General features: G+C 70.4%; 15 protein-coding genes. 8 read left to right on the forward strand and 7 right to left on the reverse strand.

What is annotated here, in order from left to right; genetic code table 11:
* The first annotated feature begins 316 nt into the window (after positions 1 to 316).
* Positions 317 to 676, forward strand: a complete 360-nt coding sequence (locus AC07AB_RS37350; protein ID WP_478576503.1) for a hypothetical protein — start codon at positions 317 to 319, stop codon at positions 674 to 676.
* Positions 677 to 678: 2 nt separating this feature from the next.
* Positions 679 to 1128, forward strand: coding sequence for a hypothetical protein (locus AC07AB_RS37355; RefSeq protein ID WP_478576505.1), 450 nt, complete (start codon positions 679 to 681; stop codon positions 1126 to 1128).
* A gap of 45 nt (positions 1129 to 1173) precedes the next feature.
* Here AC07AB_RS37355 and AC07AB_RS37360 read toward each other — a convergent pair whose 3' ends face one another.
* The 3 genes from AC07AB_RS37360 to AC07AB_RS37370 all read right to left on the reverse strand — a co-directional run bounded on the left by AC07AB_RS37360 (position 1174) and on the right by AC07AB_RS37370 (position 3573).
* Complete coding sequence (locus tag AC07AB_RS37360; RefSeq protein WP_478576506.1) at positions 1174 to 1677, reverse strand: GNAT family N-acetyltransferase; 504 nt, start codon at positions 1675 to 1677, stop codon at positions 1174 to 1176.
* A 79-nt stretch (positions 1678 to 1756) separates the two neighbouring features.
* A complete protein-coding gene (locus AC07AB_RS37365) occupies positions 1757 to 2287 on the reverse strand; it encodes an RNA polymerase sigma factor (protein ID WP_478576531.1) in 531 nt (176 codons plus the stop codon).
* Between the two features lie 113 nt (positions 2288 to 2400).
* Entirely contained in the window at positions 2401 to 3573 is a 1173-nt protein-coding gene (locus AC07AB_RS37370) for a glycerophosphodiester phosphodiesterase (RefSeq protein WP_478576508.1), read from the reverse strand.
* Positions 3574 to 3804: 231 nt separating this feature from the next.
* On the opposite strand from AC07AB_RS37370, the gene AC07AB_RS37375 reads away from it, so the two are divergent.
* A complete protein-coding gene (locus tag AC07AB_RS37375) occupies positions 3805 to 4473 on the forward strand; it encodes a lysophospholipid acyltransferase family protein (protein ID WP_478576509.1) in 669 nt (222 codons plus the stop codon).
* Positions 4474 to 4560: 87 nt separating this feature from the next.
* On the opposite strand, the gene asnB is transcribed toward AC07AB_RS37375, so the two are convergent.
* On the reverse strand, positions 4561 to 6426 hold the full coding sequence (gene asnB / locus AC07AB_RS37380; RefSeq protein WP_478576511.1) for an asparagine synthase (glutamine-hydrolyzing): 1866 nt from the start codon (positions 6424 to 6426) through the stop codon (positions 4561 to 4563).
* 185 nt (positions 6427 to 6611) lie between these two features.
* Positions 6612 to 7526 (reverse strand): helix-turn-helix domain-containing protein, encoded by a 915-nt coding sequence (locus tag AC07AB_RS37385; RefSeq protein WP_478576512.1) that lies wholly within the window; start codon positions 7524 to 7526, stop codon positions 6612 to 6614.
* Between the two features lie 729 nt (positions 7527 to 8255).
* Between AC07AB_RS37385 and AC07AB_RS37390 the strand changes: the two genes are divergently transcribed.
* The 5 genes from AC07AB_RS37390 to AC07AB_RS37410 are packed head-to-tail and all read left to right on the forward strand — an operon-like array spanning position 8256 to position 13457.
* Positions 8256 to 9449: a M24 family metallopeptidase gene (locus AC07AB_RS37390; RefSeq protein ID WP_478576514.1), complete on the forward strand. Its 1194-nt coding sequence runs from the start codon at positions 8256 to 8258 to the stop codon at positions 9447 to 9449.
* Between the two features lie 51 nt (positions 9450 to 9500).
* Positions 9501 to 10571 (forward strand): PLP-dependent cysteine synthase family protein, encoded by a 1071-nt coding sequence (locus AC07AB_RS37395; RefSeq protein ID WP_478576516.1) that lies wholly within the window; start codon positions 9501 to 9503, stop codon positions 10569 to 10571.
* Positions 10568 to 12046 carry a 4-hydroxyphenylacetate 3-hydroxylase family protein gene (locus tag AC07AB_RS37400; protein ID WP_478576518.1) on the forward strand — a complete coding sequence of 493 codons (1479 nt, stop codon included), beginning with the start codon at positions 10568 to 10570 and terminating at the stop codon, positions 12044 to 12046. The genes AC07AB_RS37395 and AC07AB_RS37400 overlap by 4 nt, the downstream gene beginning before the upstream one ends.
* Positions 12043 to 12615, forward strand: coding sequence for an NADPH-dependent FMN reductase (locus AC07AB_RS37405; RefSeq protein ID WP_478576520.1), 573 nt, complete (start codon positions 12043 to 12045; stop codon positions 12613 to 12615). The genes AC07AB_RS37400 and AC07AB_RS37405 overlap by 4 nt, the downstream gene beginning before the upstream one ends.
* Positions 12616 to 12656: 41 nt before the next feature.
* Entirely contained in the window at positions 12657 to 13457 is an 801-nt protein-coding gene (locus tag AC07AB_RS37410) for an alpha/beta fold hydrolase (RefSeq protein WP_478576521.1), read from the forward strand.
* A 103-nt stretch (positions 13458 to 13560) separates the two neighbouring features.
* Here the strand turns inward: AC07AB_RS37410 and AC07AB_RS37415 are convergent, their stop codons facing one another.
* A complete protein-coding gene (locus AC07AB_RS37415; RefSeq protein WP_478576523.1) occupies positions 13561 to 15162 on the reverse strand; it encodes a S1 family peptidase in 1602 nt (533 codons plus the stop codon).
* A gap of 67 nt (positions 15163 to 15229) precedes the next feature.
* Positions 15230 to 15724: a hypothetical protein gene (locus AC07AB_RS37420; RefSeq protein WP_478576525.1), complete on the reverse strand. Its 495-nt coding sequence runs from the start codon at positions 15722 to 15724 to the stop codon at positions 15230 to 15232.
* Between the last annotated feature and the right edge of the window lie 412 nt (positions 15725 to 16136).

Genomic DNA, 16136 nt, shown 5'->3' on the forward strand with positions numbered 1-16136 from the left:
TCCATATCCTGGACGTCATTGACCGGTCCGTGGACACCCTCGATCGCGGCCCGGCCGGGTGCCGCACCCCCGCGCCGCCCGCCGCGACTACTGTCGGCATCGGTCGTGGACCGTTTCCCGGAGCGCCCGCGACCGGCTCGCCACGCTCGTACGCTGTGGCCAAGACCACGGCCCGTACCCCCGCCGCACCCCCGCCGCGCCCCCTGTCGCCCGTACGGCCCGGCGGGGGTGCACGGAGCCCGGCGGCGGTCGCCGATTAGAGTCGGCGCATGCCTGTCAAGCCCGCTCCCTCCGCTCGCGCCGCGCGGAGGCCCCGGTGATCACCGTCCTGACCGCCGCGGTCGGCGTGTGCGCGCTCGCGCTGGCCGCGTGGTGCGGCTTCGCCGCCTACCGCGACCAGCCCACCAAGGACTGGCACTTCATCGGCATGGCCGTGGTGTCGCTGCTCGCCCTGGCCCAACTGGTCGTCGGCGTCATGCAGTTGGCGCGGGGCGAGCGGCCGGGCCAGGGCTTGCCGATCTTCGTGGCGTATCTGATCGGCTCGGCGGCGTGCGTACCGGCGGCCGGCTTCATGTCGCTGTCGGAGCGGACCCGCTGGGGTTCGGTGACGGTCGCGGCGGGCGGCGTCATCCTGGCCGTGCTGGAAGTGCGGCTCTACGACATCTGGGGAGGCTGACGATGCCCGACTCCGCGACGACGGAGCGCTCGGACGACGAAACCGGGCAGACCGGGAAGAAGGCCGGGTTCAGCCTCGGCGAGGGGCCGGGCCGGCTGCTGGTCTGGCTCTACGGCGTCTTCACCGTCGCGGCGGCGTCCCGCTCGGTCGTCCAGATGATCATGGACTTCGGGCGGGCGCCGCTCGCCTACGTGCTCTCGGCCATCGCCGCCGTGGTGTACGCCTTCATCACGTACTCCCTGGTGCGCGGCGGCGAGGGCGCCCGCCGGGCGGCGCTGGTGTGCTGCGCCGCCGAGCTGGCGGGGGTGCTGGTCGTCGGCACCTGGACGCTGGTGGCGCCGTCCGCCTTCCCCGACGCGACAGTCTGGTCGGACTACGGCATGGGGTACCTCTTCATCCCGGTCATCCTGCCGGTGACCGCGATGGTCTGGCTCCGCCGGGCGAAGCGCTGACGCGGCCGCCGGCCGGACGGCCGGCGGCCCCGGACCGCACGGCGCTCAGGCGCTGGCCACGTACGCATCCGCGTCGACGGTCTTCTCCAGGGTCACCAGGGTGAGCTGCCGGCTGACCTCCTCACGGGAGACGGGTGCGTAGCCGTACTTCCGGTAGAGGCGCAGATTGCCCTCGTTGCGGTGGCCGGTGAACAGCCGGTACCGCTTGGCCGACCGCTCCTGTGTCAGCAGTTCCTCGATCGCGGCGAGCAGCCGCCCGCCGAGGCCGTGCCGTTGCAGCCGCGGGTGGACGATCAGCTTGGCGATGCTCGCCGTGCCGTCCGCGTCGACCGTGCCCCGCACCGAGCCGACGACTTCCCCGCCGAGCCGGGCCACGAGCACGCACCCGGCGCCCAGTTCGGCGCGCACGTCGTCGAAGGACTGGGTGAGCGGTTCGATGGAGTAGTCGCCGTACAGCGCGGCTTCCTCCTGGTAGCAGAGATATTGGAGTTTGAGGATCTGCTCGGCGTCGTGCTCGGTCGCCGCAGAGATGGTCACGCTCATGCCCATGTGCGCATGCCTCCCTTTTCGGTGCCGCTCGGGCCGGAGCGACGCCGAGGGTGGACGTCGTCTCCGTGGCGCCGATTGTCTAACGCTCCCTTCCCCAGGGGTCAGGAGCCGCAACCTCCGCCGTGAGCATTCTGCGCAGGCATCCCAGGCAACGGGAACGGACCGGTCCCAAAGATCCTTGTGAGATACCCAACTCCCCTGCGATTTCCCGGTACGTAGGATCGGTTTTGGACAACAGCGCGTCCAGCAGCCGCGGGCACCGGCCGGGCAGCCGCCGCACGGCGGCCCGCAGCGCGCGCCGCTCCTCGGCGGCCAGCACCTCGGACTCGACCTCGGATTCCGGGCCGGCGTACGGGCCGCCCGGAAGCGGGGCGCCCGCCGGGTCGTACGGCACCTCGCGGCGGGCCCGGCGGCGGGCGCCGCGCGCCTCGGTCCGTACGGCCGTGCGCAGCCAGGCGGCGGGCTCGGTCGGCGGCCCCGCCCTGCGGGTGCGCTCCAGCAGCCGCAGCCAGACGCCCTGTTCGAGGTCGGCCGCCTCGATCCCCGCCGCGTGCGCCTCGGCCCGGGCCTCTGCCGCGAGCAACGGGCTCAACTCCTCAAGGAGGTTCATGCCCGGCGGGACGTGGCCGTGCCGGCGCGCGGTTGCCGATCCGGCCACGCCCCACTCATGTGGGTCAGGCGGCGCCCGCCCCTTGACTTCTCAGCCCTGGGGGGGCTGGCGTCTCAGCGCTTGCGGAAGGCGTCCCGGGCGAGCACCGCGGTGTCGCAGTTGTCGGAGAAGATCCCGTCGATGCCTGTCTCGAAGTAGACCTCGAACGCGCCGAAGGCGTCGCCGTAGGCGTTCGGGTCGCTGCCGCGGCGGAAGTCGGCGGGCAGGAACGTGTTCTCGTTGCGCATCGTGTACGGGTGCAGGATCAGCCCGGCCGCGTGCGCGTCCCGCACCAGGGTGGTGGGCTTGGTCAGCCTGTCGTTCTTGTCCCGGGGGATGATCAGCAGCAGCGTCGGCCCGATGCCCTGCGCGAAGCCGGCGACCCACTTGAGCCCCTTGGGGGTGATCAGGTCGGCGACGGTGCGCGGGTCCTTCGCCACGACGAAGTCCCAGGGGCGGGTGTCCGCGGCGTCCAGCAGCAGGACCTTCGGGGCGGCCGCGCCGAGCCTGCCGAGCCGCTGGAGGCTGCTGGGCTCGAAGGACTGGAGGAAGGTGTGCCCATTGCGGCCGGCGCGCCCGTACCGGCGCAGCAGCTTGACGAGGCGTTCCTCCAGCCCGAGGCCGATCCCCCGGAAGTACGTGGGGTGCTTGGTCTCGACGTGCAGCCATATCCGCCGGCCGCGCTTGCGCCCCTGCTCCTCGGCCCATTCGAGGACCTCTTCGTAGGTCGGCACCTCCCAGCGCCCGTCGTAGAGGGTGTTGCGCTGGCGGTTGCCCGGGATGCGCTCCTTGGCGCGCAGCGTCTTGATCTCGGCGAGCGTGAAGTCCTCGGTGAACCAGCCGGTGAGCTTGGTTCCATCGACGGTCTTCGTCGTCTTGCGGTGCGCGAACTCGGGGTGCGCCGAGACGTCGGTGGTGGCGGTGATGTCGTTCTCGTGACGGCATACGAGATGCCCGTCCTTGGTGGGGACGACGTCCTGTTCAATGACGTCCGCCCCGTTGTCGAGGGCGAACTGGTACGAACCGAGCGTGTGCTCCGGCCGGTAGCCGCTGGCGCCGCGGTGTCCGACGACCGTCGGCGTCGGCAGGTCCCGGTACGAGCCGTGCCCGGTGTGCGAGCCGTGCGAGCTGCCGCGCGGCGCCGCCTCGGCGGCCCCCGCACCGCCCAGCACCGCGGCCCCCGCCCCGAGGGCGGCCGCCCCCAGGAGGGCGCGCCGCGCCGGTCCCTGTCCCCGCTCCTGCTCCATGAGCACTCCTCTTCTGTCATGTACGGCACCGATCATGGGTCGGGCCGATCGTAGACGTGCACCGCTTTCGTATGGGACCCCCTGGGCGAAATAGAGGAGAAACACACATCAACACTGCGTATCGGCCGGTGAGCCCGGTGTGCGGTGCACGGGTTCCCCCGAGTATCGTCCGGAGCTGCGCCAAGGTGCGCAGCGTGCGCAACAGCCGACCACCACGACCGGAGGGCCCCGTTGTCCCGGATCATGCTCAAGGCGATTCTTGGATTGCTCATGCGCGTCCTGTACCGCCCGCGGGTCGAGGGCCTGGGGAACATCCCCGAGTCCGGGCCGGTGATCCTGGCGGGCAATCACGTCACCTTCATCGACTCGCTGTTCATGTCACTGGTCGTGAAGCGGCCGGTGTACTTCATCGGCAAGGACGAGTACGTCACGGGCAAGGGCATCAAGGGCCGCCTCATGGCGTGGTTCTTCACCGCCTCCGGCATGATCCCCGTCGCCCGCGACGGCGGGCGCGGCGGCGTCGCGGCGCTGATGACCGGGCGCCGGGTGCTGGAGGAGGGCAAGGCGTTCGGCATCTACCCGGAGGGCACCCGCTCCCCCGACGGCCGGCTCTACCGCGGCCGTACGGGCGTGGCCCGGCTCACGCTGATGACGGGCGCGCCGGTGGTCCCGTTCGCGATGATCGGCACCGACAAGGTGCAGCCGGGCGGCAAGGGCCGGCTGCGCATCAGCCCGGTGACGGTCCGCTTCGGCGAGGCGCTGGACTTCTCCCGCTACGAGGGCATGGACCGCGACCGGTATGTGCTGCGCGCCGTGACGGACGAGGTCATGAGCGATGTCATGGACCTCTCGGGCCAGGAGTACGTGGACGTCTACGCGACGAAGGCACGCGCGGCCTGAGCCGCGACCGCACGGAGCCCCCGGGCCGGCGGGACCCTCTTTCGAGGACCGCCGCCGGCCCGGGGGCTCTGTGCTGCTCCCGCCCGGTCAGGGCAGCTTGATGGTGGGTGCGTACATGTCGATCCACACGGCGAGATCCAGCGTCCGCTCCAGGTCGCGCCGGGACGCCTGGTCGATCTGCGGGGTCCGCGCCGAGACCGCCTCGCGCAGCCGCCCCTTGTCGATGAGGTCGAACACCGGGTGGCCCGGGGTGGTCAGCAGCTCCTCGCACTGGTCGCGCAGGGCGGCGGCGTACGTCGGGTCCTGGGTGGAGGGGTAGGGGGACTTCCGCCGCTTCACCACGGACTCGGGCAGCACATCGGCCGCCGCCGCGCGCAGCAGCGACTTCTCCTTGCCGTCGAAGTTCTTCAGCGCCCACGGCGTGTTGTACACGTATTCCACCAGCCGGTGGTCGCAGAACGGGACCCGCACCTCAAGACCGGAGGCCATGGAGGTGCGGTCCTTCCGGTCGAGCCAGATGCGTACGAACCGGGTCAGATGCAGATAGCTGATCTTGCGCATCTGCCACTCCGGCTCGCTCTCGCCGTCGAGCCGCCGGATGTCGGTGACGGCGGAGCGGTACGAGTCCTGGATGTACGTGTCGAGGTCGAGCGCGCCGTTCAGCTGGTCGCTCAGCAGGCCCTGCCGGGCCTGGGGCCGCGCCTCCTGCCCCTGGCCGAAGAACTGCTGGTGCTGCGCCAGCCACGGGAAGGTGGTGCCCTTGCGGGCCTCGGGGTCGAAGAACTGCTTGTAGCCGCCGAAGAGTTCGTCGGCCGACTCGCCCGACAGGGCCATGGTCGCGTGCCCGCGGACCGCCTTGGCCAGCAGATACAGCGAGGTGTCGAGGTCGCCGAGGCCGGAGGGGATGTCGCGGGCGCCGATCACCTTCCGGCGCACCTCCGGGTCGGCGATGTCGGCGGAGCTGAGGACGATGTCCTGGTGCAGGGTGCCGGACTTCTCGACGACGTCGTGCACGAAGGGGGTGTCCGGGGCGTCGCGCAGCGCGTCGGGGACGAAGTTCTCGGTCAGCCCGACGAAGTCCACCGCGAAGCTGCGCACCTTCTCGCCCTGGCCGGCCAGTTGCGCCGCGGCGATCGCGGTCATCGCCGAGGAGTCCAGGCCGCCGGAGAGGAGGGTGCAGCTCGGCACGTCGGCGACCATCTGGCGGCGCACGATGTCGTCGAGCAGCTCCCGCACCCGCGCCACCGTGGTGTCCCGGTCGTCGGTGTGCTCCCTCGTCTCCAGGGTCCAGTAGCGGGTGGTGCGGATGCCCGCCCGGCCCACGGTGACGACGGTGCCGGGCTCGATCTCGCGCATGCCCTCCCACACGGCATGGCCGGGCGTCTTGATGAAGGCGAACAGTTCGCGGAAGCCGTCGACGGTGACGGTGCGTTCGGCGAGCGGGTTGGCGAGGATCGCCTTGGGCTCCGAGCCGAAGAGCACGCCGCCGGGGGTGGGGTAGTAGTAGAAGGGCTTGATGCCCGAGCGGTCGCGGATCATCACGAGCCGCTGCTCGCGGCCGTCCCAGATGGCGAAGGCGTACATGCCGTTGAGGCGCTCGGCGACGGCGTCGCCCCACTCCAGATAGCCGCGCAGCACGGCCTCGGTGTCCGAGTGGGTGGTGAACGCGTGCCCGCGGGCGGCGAGTTCGGCGCGCAGCTCGGTGAAGTTGTACACCTCGCCGGAGTACACCATGGAGACGGTGCCGTGCGGTGTGTCCACGTTCATCGGCTGCGCGCCGCCGGGCAGGTCGATGATGGCCAGCCTGCGGTGGCCCAGCGCGACATGCCGGTCCACGTAGGTGCCGCGGCCGTCCGGGCCGCGGCAGGCCATGGGGTCGGTCATGGCGTCCACGATCGGCTGCTGGGTGCGCAGGTCGCGATCGAAAGCGACCCACCCTGCGATGCCGCACATATGTCTCCTGCCTTCCTGCTATGGATTGTTCGGGCATGCGGAATGGCCAGGGGCCCGCCCTCAGCGGATTTCATGAATACCCGCCGCGATGTCGCAATGGCGCCGCGGCCGAGTGCAGTTCCCCCGGCGACGGCCCGCTTCGGGAATGTGCCACGCGGGTCGTGAACAGCATCCCGGTGAATGGCTTAAGGGGTCTTGCACAAACGCGACATGCCCGCCGCCCTGCCGTGCAGCAGTTCGCTGATGAACTGGTCGGGAAGGGAGTCGAGCGGCCCGCCCCGGCCTTCGCCGTCCCGGGCCGCGGGAAATCTTCCGGGGGTACAGCCAATCATCGCCTTGAAGCTGCGAGTGAAGTGCGGCTGATCGTGGTATCCGGCCGCCGCGGCCACTTCCGCCCATGTCATCCCGCGCTTTTTGCAGCGCAGCGCCTCCTGGAGCCGCAGCACCTGCGCGAGCGACTTCGGCGGCAGGCCGACCTGCTCCAGGAAGCGGCGCTCCAGCTGACGGTGGCTCCAGCCGGTCTCGGCGGCCAGCTGCCGTACGGACATACGGCCCGCGGTGCGGTGCAGTTGCCGCCAGGCCCAGGCGAGTTCGGGCGAGCACGGCGGTCCGGCGAGCAGCCGCGAGGTGAGCAGTTCGTCGAGCAGGGCGAAGCGCGAGCCCCAGGTGGGCGCCTCGGCCAGCCTGCCGACGAACCGGCGTAATCGCGTGCCGAACAGCTCGGTCATGTCCAGATTCCGGCAGGCGAGTTGGGCCATCGGCACCGCCATCAGGCGGTACGCCGCGAGCGGCGTCAGCAGCACGGTGACCCCGTGCACGGGGCCGGCGTGCTCGCCCACGGTAGCGGTGGCGTGGACGCCGCTGACCAGGGAGATGGCGGTGACCGACCGGGTGGGCCGCACGGCGTCGAGCACGCGCAGCGGCCCGCTGAAACCGAGGACGACCTTGACGACGCCGTCCGGCGCGACCAGCCAGCGGCCGGGCCCCCTCGCCCCGAACATGAAGCCCCGGTATCCCAGTACATGGCCGCGCAGAGCCGGTCCGGAAGAACTCCAGACCAGCTCTTTCGATTGCGCCGCGGCCAACTGACTTCTGCTCACGCCTGATACCCCCGAAGCTTTCGGAACATCGGTCCATACGGATTTCGATGCGTTCTGCGCTGAGGTCTTCTCCGGTATCCCCGCAAGGGCGGCCGTAGCCGGGGGAACTGGTGTGAGAGGGCGCCGAAAGGCAGCGGAAGCCCGTTCGGCCGAAACCCGAACGTGTGCCGCACGAAAACAGACGCGACAGCAGAGGTCCGTGGGCATTCGAAGAATACACAGGCGGACTTGGATAGGGCATTGGTCCGCACCGGGCGATACCGGGCGCGGACCGGCCCCCGGCGTCCGTACGAGCGGACATCCGCCCAGCTCACTCGGGTGCCGACGGCGCCGTACGGCCGGGAGGCGCGGCGGTGGGATCTGCTCCGGCTCGCCAAAACCTGTGATCTCGGTCACTTCGGTTCGGGTATTCCCCGAACACCGCCGAACCGCCGGTCCCTGGAGCCGATGTCGCGTTTGTACAAGACCCCTCTATGCGGTCACAGGAATGCTGTCACACAACAAGGCACGACAGGGATCCCGAAACAGATCCGTTCCCGCAGGAACCCCGACGGTGATTCGGCGCCTTCGCACCTCCCGCCGACAGCCCCCCACCCGCGTTCCGTGACCGAGCGCCCCGCGCGGTCCCGGCGACGCCGCACCACCCCAGGCCATGCCGTGCTCGGTTGCCGTACGGGACAGCTCCGCGCTGCCGCCGGCGACTCATGAACAGCGAGGAGACCGGATCGCATGCGCGTCAACCATGACCGTCTGCAGCAGCGAATGAGCCAGTGCGGACTGGACGCCGTGGTCAGCACCACCGCGGAGAACCTGACCTATCTCACCGGCGTCGAGAGTGTGCACCTGGACATGTTCCCGCACTCCGGGCGGGCCTTCGCCGTCCTGTCCCAGGACACCCGGGCGGGCGCGGTCTTCGTCTGCGGGCGCTGCGAGGTCGACCAGTTCCTCGACGCCGACGAGCGGATCTCCGAGGCCATCGGCTACGGCCCCTTCTACCGGGAGCTGCCGGAGGAGGTGGAGCTGGACCACGACGACGACCTGCTGCACACCATGGCCGGCGACACCCGCTTCGCCGACGCGCTGAGCGCCCTCGCCCACGCGGTGAAGCAGGTCTGCCCGGGCGGCGGCCGGGTGGCCGTCGACGAGGAGGGCGTGCCGCCGGAGTTCCTCGACGCGCTGGGCAAGGAGCTGTCCGGCTGGCAGCTGGTGCCCGGCGCGGCCCATCTGCGCCATGCCCGCCAGGTGAAGACCGCCCGCGAACAGGAGCTGGTGGCGGCCGCCGCGGCCGTGGCGCAGAACGCGATCCTCGCCACCGTCGCCATCATGCGGGAGGGGGTGACCGAGCGGGAGCTGGTCCGGGAGTTCAACCGCTCCGTCGCGGCCCAGGGCGGCACCCCGAGGTTCACCCTGATCCGTATCGGCGCCAACGCGGTCGCCGGCCAGCGGCGGCCCACCGGCACCGTGCTGCGCCGGGGCCAGGCCGTGTGGTTCGACGTCGGGGCCGTGGTGGACGGCTACTGGTGCGACATCGCCCGGGTGTGCACCCTGGGCGACCCCGAGGAGCGGCTGGCGCGCCTGTACGCGGCCGTGCTCGCCGGCGAGCAGGCCGCGCTGGACCGGGCCCGCCCCGGGATGACCGGACGGGACCTGTTCACGCTCACCGTCGAGGCGGTGCGCGACGCGGGCATCCCGCACTACCGGCGCAGCCATGTCGGCCACGGCATCGGCGTCGAGGTGTACGACCGGGTCCTGATCCGGCCGGACAGCACGGACGAGCTGCGGGAGGGCACGGTCGTCAACATCGAGACCCCGTACTACGAGTTCGGCTTCGGCTGTGTGCACGTCGAGGACCCCTTCGTCGTCGGCCCGGACGGCAACCGCCTGTTGACGACGCTGGACCGAGGGCTGCTCATCGCCCCCTGACCCGGTCCGCTCCCGCATCGGCTCATCGGCACCGCCCCACGAGGAGACACCGTGATCTACGAGAACGTGCTGGAGACGCTCGGGGACACCCCCGTCGTCCGCTTACGCCGGCTGCTGCCCCGGCCGCAGGACCGCGTCTACGTGAAACTGGAAGGCGCCAACCCGTCGGGCAGCATCAAGGACCGCGCCGCCCTGCACATGGTCGAGCAGGCCGAACAGGAGGGCCGCCTGGGCCCGGGGGCTACGCTCATCGAGTCGACCTCGGGCAACCTCGGCAAGTCACTGGCCCTGATCGGCGCGGTCAAGGGGTACCGCATCATCCTGGTCGTCGACCCCAAGACGCCCCAGTCCGTGCTCTCCTACGCCACGAGCCTCGGCGCCGAGATCGACATGGTCGCCCGGCCGGACGCGGACGGCAGCTACCAGGCGGCCCGCATCCGCCGGGTGCGCCAACTGGTCCAGGACACCCCCGGCGCCCACACCCTGGACCAGTACAACAACCCCGACAACCCGCGGGCGCACCGGCTGCACACCTCGCGGGAGATCACCAAGGACTTCGACCACCTGGCCGCGCTGGTCGCGACGGTCAGCACCGGCGGGCACCTGAGCGGGCTGAGCGCGGGGCTCAAGGAGCAGTTCCCGGACCTGCACGTCCGCGCGGTGGACGCGGTCGGCTCCGCCGCCTTCGGCCACCGCTTCGAGCCGTACAAGATGCGCGGCATCGGCCTGAGCTGGCGCCCCGGCAACCTGCTGCCCCACGCCTTCGACTCACTGCACCGGGTCGCCGACACCGAGGCCCTGTCGGTCTGCCGGGTCCTGGCCGGCGAGGAGGGGCTGCTGCTGGGCGAGTCCGGTGGCGCGGCGGTCTTCGCGGCCCTCGCCTTCGCCGCCGCGAACCCGGGCGAGCCAGTGCTGGCCATCGCCCCGGACACCGGCGCCAACTACTTGTACGAGACCTATGACGACCAGTGGCTGCGCGAGCACGGCACCCCGCCGGAAGTCCTCTGGCGCACCAGCGGCGACCTGCTGCACCACGCCCGTACGCCGCTCCACTCGCCGACCGCGCTCGGCGCCGAGACCGAAGCCGGGGCCAGCCAGGTGGCGATGGGGGTGCAGGCATGACGATCCGTACGGGAGCCGAGTATCTGAGCGGACTGCGGGACGGGCGCGAGGTCTGGCTGTACGGGCGGCGCGTCGACGACGTGCTGGCCGAACCGGTCCTGGCCTCGGCCGCGCACACCGTGGCCCGCCTCTACGACCAGCAGCACGACCCGCTGCTGCGCGACGTGCTCACCTATGAGGACGGCGGCGAGCGCTACCCGATGTCACTGGCCGTGCCGCGCGACGCGCACACCCTGCGGCGGCGCGGGGCCGCGTTCCGCACCACCGCCGAAGCCACCTTCGGGCTGGTCGGCCGGTCGCCGGACTTCGTGAACGCCGTGGTCACCGCGTTCGCTTCGGCGAGCGAGTTCTTCGACCGGGCCGACCCGCGCTTCGGCCGCAACGTCGCCGAGTTCCACAGCGCCTGCCTGGCGAGCGACCGGTTCCTCTCGCACGCCGCCATCAACCCGCCGCTCAGCCGGGCCCGTTCCTCCAGCGAGCAGGACGACCCGTACGTCCATCTGCGGATCGTCCGCGAGACCAGCGAGGGCATCGTGGTGCGCGGCGCCAAGCTCATCGGCACGCTGGTGCCGGTCGCCGACGAGATCGTGGTCTTCCCGCTGCCCAAGTACCACCCCGGCGACGAGGCGTACACCGTCGCCTTCGCGATCCCCGTGGCCACCCCCGGGCTGCGGATCGTCTGCCGGGAGCCGCTGGTGACGGACCCGTCCCGGCTGGTCAGCACCCCGCTGGCGCCCTTCGAGGAGATCGACGCGACCTGCGTCTTCGACGACGTCCTCGTGCCGTGGGACCGGGTCTTCTTCCATGGCGACGTCGACTCCGCCAACCGCATGTACGACGTGACGACGGCGCGCCACCACACCGGTCAGCACGGCATCGTGCGCGGCGCCGTCAAGGCCGAGCTGCTGACCGGCATCGCCGTCGCGCTGTCCGAGATGTCCGGCACCAACTCCTTCCTGCACGTCCAGGAGATGCTCGGCGAGGTGCTGGGCTCCCTGGAGCTGGCGAAGGCCGGCATCCTGGCCGCCGAGGCCGGGGCCGAGATGAGCGAGTGGGGCACGCTCACGCCGGCGATCGCCCCCGTGCTGGCCCTGCGCTACCACTTCCCCCGGATGACGAGCCGCATGATCGAGGTCATCCAGCTGCTGGGCGGCGGCAGCCTGCTCAGCACCCCGTCCGAGGAGGATCTGAACAGCGAGCTGTGGCCCACCATCGAGCGCTTCTTCCGCGGCGCGGACGGCGTGCCCGCCGAGCACCGCGTCCGGCTGCTGAAACTCGCCTGGGACGCCACGGGCAGCGCGTTCGGGCAGCGCCAGATGCAGTACGAGCGCTACCACTCCGGCGACCCGGTCCGGCTGGCCGCGGCCCAGTACTTCGGCTACCACACCACCCCACTGCTGGAGACCGTGCACCGCGCCCTGCGCCCGGCGGCGGGCACGGCCCCGGACGTGACCCCGCAGGAGGCCCACTCGTGAACGCCGCCGCGCCCCACCGGATACTCGTCCTGGCCGGGGCCGCCGCCCACGCCTCGCGTACCCGGTCCGTGGCGGAGCTGGTCTGCCGCGACGTCGCCGCGGCCGGCGGCCGGCCGGTCCTGCGCGACCTCGCCGAACACCCGCTGCCGCTGCTGCACGCGGACCCCGACGGCGCCAACCTGGCCGACCTGCAGATCCAGACCGCCGAGGCGGACGCCATGATCTGGGTGACCCCCTGCTACCACGGCAGTTACTCGGGCATCCTCAAGAACTGCCTCGACCACCTGCGCGAGGACGCGCTGCGCGGCAAGCCCGTCGGGGTGGTGGCGGTCGGCGCGTCGCTGACGGCCATTTCGGCGTGTGAGCATCTGCGCACGGTCGCCCGCACCCTGGGCTGCGTCACCGCCCCCACCCAGGCGGTGGTGTCCGGCGGCCCCGCCGGAGGCGACGACGCCGACCCGGGCGCGTACCCGCGGATCATCCGCATGATCGGGGAACTGCACGCGCTGACCGGCGTGACGGGGCTGCTGCGGCAGTGCGCCGCCGTGGACGTGGGGAGCCCCGCTTAATTCCCGGGCGTGCTCGGGGCGGGGTCCCTAGGGTGGGTCGGATGAACCCCGTCCCACCCTCCTTCCGCGCCCTGCGCGGGCGCCGGCTGAGTTACCTCGACTTCGGCGGGCCGGGCGCGCCCGTGCTGGCCCTGCACGGGCACTTCGGCCGGGCCCGCTCGTACGCGCCGCTGGCCGCGGCCCTCGCACCGCGCCACCGGCTGATCGCGCTCGACCAGCGCGGGCACGGGCTGAGCGAGGGCGGCGGGCCGTTCTCCGCGGACGAGTACGCGGACGACGCCGCGGCCCTGATCGAGGAGTGCGGCATCGGGCCGCTGCCGGTGGTCGGGCATTCCATGGGCGGCCTGACCGCCTTCACCCTCGCGGCGCGGCGCCCGGAGCTCGTACGGACCCTGGTGATCGAGGACATGGGCGCGGTCAACCAGCCGCCCGAGGTGGCCCATCCGGTCCTCGACGTGTCCGACTGGCCGGTACGGGCGGACAGCCGCGCGGCGCTGGGCGAGGCGATCGCCGCGCGGGGCATCCCCGACCCGGCGTACTTCCTGGACAGCGCGGAGCCGGACGGCGACGGCTGGCGGCTGCTGTTCGTTCCGGCCGAGATGATGGAGTCGCAGCGGGCCACGGCCGGCGACCACTGGCACCGGTGGCTCGGCTCCTCATGCCCGGCGCTGCTCCTGCGCGGCGGGCGCAGCTTCATGCTCTCCGCCGCCCACGCCCGCGAGATGGCGGAGCGGCGGCCGGGCACCGTAGTGGTGGAGTTCCCGGAGTGCGGCCACTGGCTGCACGACGACGACCCGGACGGGTACGCCGAGGCCGTGGCGTCGTTCCTGCCCCGGGCCTGAGCTCGTCGCTGAGCAGTATCATCGAACGGCTCGCCGCCGAACAGCCTCACGACAGCACAAGCCCGCCTACCCCACCGACGTGGAAGCCGGCAGCAATTCCTCCTCAGCCGACGAGTTGGATCTCGCCGTGGGTTCCTGAGCCGTCGACGCCCGGATAGTAACTGAGGTTGCCGTCATTCCATCGCACGAGGACATCGTCGGGGCGGGTGTTGTCCGCGAATGCTCCTACAGTGAGCACTTGCGCGTTCTTCCATGCCGAGCCGGCGGGCCTGATATCGGTGCTGCCGTGGAACCCTTGGGTATCGACGCCGGGGAAGACCGCGGTGTTGCCGTTGGTCCAGCTGAGCAGGAGGTCGTCGGTCTTCTTTCCGGTGAACGCGCCCGAGCTGATCTGCGCGACCTGGGTCCAGTTCTTGTCCGCGTTCCGCAGCTGGGTCCAGCCCTTCAGACCCTGGCCGTCGATGTCGGAGTACATCGACACCGAGCCGTTCTCCCACAGAGCGAGCAGGTCATCACGCCGTCCATCACCGGTGAAGTCGCCCACTGTGATGAGCCGGGCGTTCTTCCAAAACGGGTTGTCTGTGGTCTCGGGGAAGAGTGTCTTCTCCCCGTGAAACCCGTCCTGGTCGACATGGGTGTACTCGGTCACCTCACCGTCGATCCAGCGCACGATCAGCCCGTCACTACCGCTTCCCGTGAAGTTGCCACCCGCGATGCCCCGTGCGTACTGCCAGGTGCTCCCGGCCTTCGCCAGCTGGTGCTCTGCCGAGAACGGGTACTTGGGGTCATTGTGGTCGGCGCCCTGGTAGAGGGTGACCGAGCCGTCGGACCAGCGGACAACCATGTCCATGTGCCGCTTGCCACCGGCAGAACCGCCGGTGAAGTACCCCGAGGCGAGGTAGTCCGCGCTCTTCCAGTTCGCCCTGGGCAGCAGCGTGCGGGAGTAGACCTGCTGAACCCAGTCGGCGATGTCGTCCACACGGGTGTCGACGGCGTCTGTGCGGGTCTCCTTCTCATCGCTTCCGAAGCATCCGCCCTGCCACGCCGAGGAATTGACAGCAACCAGTTCGGGGTGCCCCTTGTCCTCCCGGAATGTCGGCCCGCCGGTGTCACCCTTGCAGACGCTGGCTCCGGCGGGGGTTTTACCCACAAGACCGATGGTGGTGTTCTTCACCGAGTCCACATCGAACGCGGCGGAGTGCAGCCGATCAGGCGCCCAGTCGTCCTTGGTGCGACCGTAACCCGCGACCCGCAACTCCTCGCCCTGGCGGAGCGTGGCCGTGCCCACGGCGATCGGAGCAACGTCGGTGACGGGCTCGGCCAGCTTGGCCATCACAAGGTCACGATCACCCCGCGGTACGAGCTCGACCACGTCGACCACCGTGCCGGTCCCACTCGTGAGGTCCGTACGTCCGACGGTGACGACCGTTTTCTCCTTCGGTGCGCCTCCGGTGATCTGGAAGCCTTGTGACGGGACGTCAGCGAAGCAACTGGCGGCGGTGAGGACCCACTGGCTCTCGACCAGCGAGCCCGAGCAACTGCGCTTGCCCTCGCCTATGTCGAGCTTCGCAGTGAACGCATACTGCCCGTCTTTGCCCTCGTCTCCGACGACGGCGTGCGCCTGCGTGCTGGTCAACAGGCCGGCGACGATGCCGGTCGCGAGAAATGCTGCTGCCCACACAGAGCGTGAAGCCTTGCCAGACATGTATATTCCTTGACCATTTCTTGGGATTCCAAAGCGCGGAGAGGTGCCTACGGGAGTGAGTCGGCCGTCACTTCTTGGCGACGATCTCCAGCAAGGTGAAATCGCGCCCTTGCGGGTCGGCGGGCTCTCCGACCGGGGTCCACTTCTCCTTGTCCAAACTGAAGGACTTTTCAGAATCGGCCGTGATCATGTTGAGATTCACCGCATAGTCATTGCCTCTGGCCGCATACACCGCGGGCAGTTCCAGGCTCAAGTAGCCTTCGTTCCCGGTGACACGGAAACAGAAGTGCCCCCCGCCGACGGGGTCCGTATCCTCCATCTTGCGAGCATGCACCTCGACGAGCCCGGGGCGGTCGTCGCACGCGGTGAGTATGATGTGCCCGTCGCCGCGCTTGAGCCTGATGCCACGCTCCTTGAAGATCTTGTCCGCCTGGGGGTAGTCGAAGTCCTCCACGGCCGACGGGGGAGTACCCGCGCCTTCGGCGATCGCCGTTGCAGAGCTACCCAGCAGCGTGGCGCCGATGATGGCGCCCGCGGTGAGCAGTCGGGAAGTGGGTCTCATCGGTCCCTCGTCCTTCGCGATGGGGTGGAGTGATAAGGCATCCGCGAAAGCGCGCGCACATGCCTCGCGGAAAAATGCCGAATAGGCTCGCCGAAGCCGGAGTTGCCAACGCCGGGACGCATGCTCCGGGCGCCGCACCCCTCACTCGGCGACCTATTGATACCACTAACCCGAGTGTGTGGCGAGGGCCGGCTTGACGACTCGTCACCTCGTGGTGATTCCGCTGGGACACGACCGCACCTACATCGCTCAGCTCACCGTCAATTCCTGAAGGATTCCTGAAGATTGCGCCCGATGCGTCTGCGCGGACGGAGCATTCTGCCTCTTTGGGCAAATGCATCGCAAAGATCGTTTGGCTTCTGTTTCGCTATACGATCAGGCGCGGCATGCTGCGGCAAGTGCCGTTGCGCGG

The organism is Streptomyces sp. NPDC044033 (genome assembly GCF_056434425.1).

Coding starts and splice junctions, on each gene's coding strand:
- AC07AB_RS37355 (WP_478576505.1), top strand. CDS start 679: ATGCCCGACTCCGCGACGACGGAGCGCTCGGACGACGAAACCGGGCAG.
- AC07AB_RS37360 (WP_478576506.1), bottom strand. CDS start 1,677: ATGGGCATGAGCGTGACCATCTCTGCGGCGACCGAGCACGACGCCGAG.
- AC07AB_RS37365 (WP_478576531.1), bottom strand. CDS start 2,287: ATGAACCTCCTTGAGGAGTTGAGCCCGTTGCTCGCGGCAGAGGCCCGG.
- AC07AB_RS37370 (WP_478576508.1), bottom strand. CDS start 3,573: ATGGAGCAGGAGCGGGGACAGGGACCGGCGCGGCGCGCCCTCCTGGGG.
- asnB (WP_478576511.1), bottom strand. CDS start 6,426: ATGTGCGGCATCGCAGGGTGGGTCGCTTTCGATCGCGACCTGCGCACC.
- AC07AB_RS37390 (WP_478576514.1), top strand. CDS start 8,256: ATGCGCGTCAACCATGACCGTCTGCAGCAGCGAATGAGCCAGTGCGGA.
- AC07AB_RS37400 (WP_478576518.1), top strand. CDS start 10,568: ATGACGATCCGTACGGGAGCCGAGTATCTGAGCGGACTGCGGGACGGG.
- AC07AB_RS37410 (WP_478576521.1), top strand. CDS start 12,657: ATGAACCCCGTCCCACCCTCCTTCCGCGCCCTGCGCGGGCGCCGGCTG.
- AC07AB_RS37415 (WP_478576523.1), bottom strand. CDS start 15,162: ATGTCTGGCAAGGCTTCACGCTCTGTGTGGGCAGCAGCATTTCTCGCG.
- AC07AB_RS37420 (WP_478576525.1), bottom strand. CDS start 15,724: ATGAGACCCACTTCCCGACTGCTCACCGCGGGCGCCATCATCGGCGCC.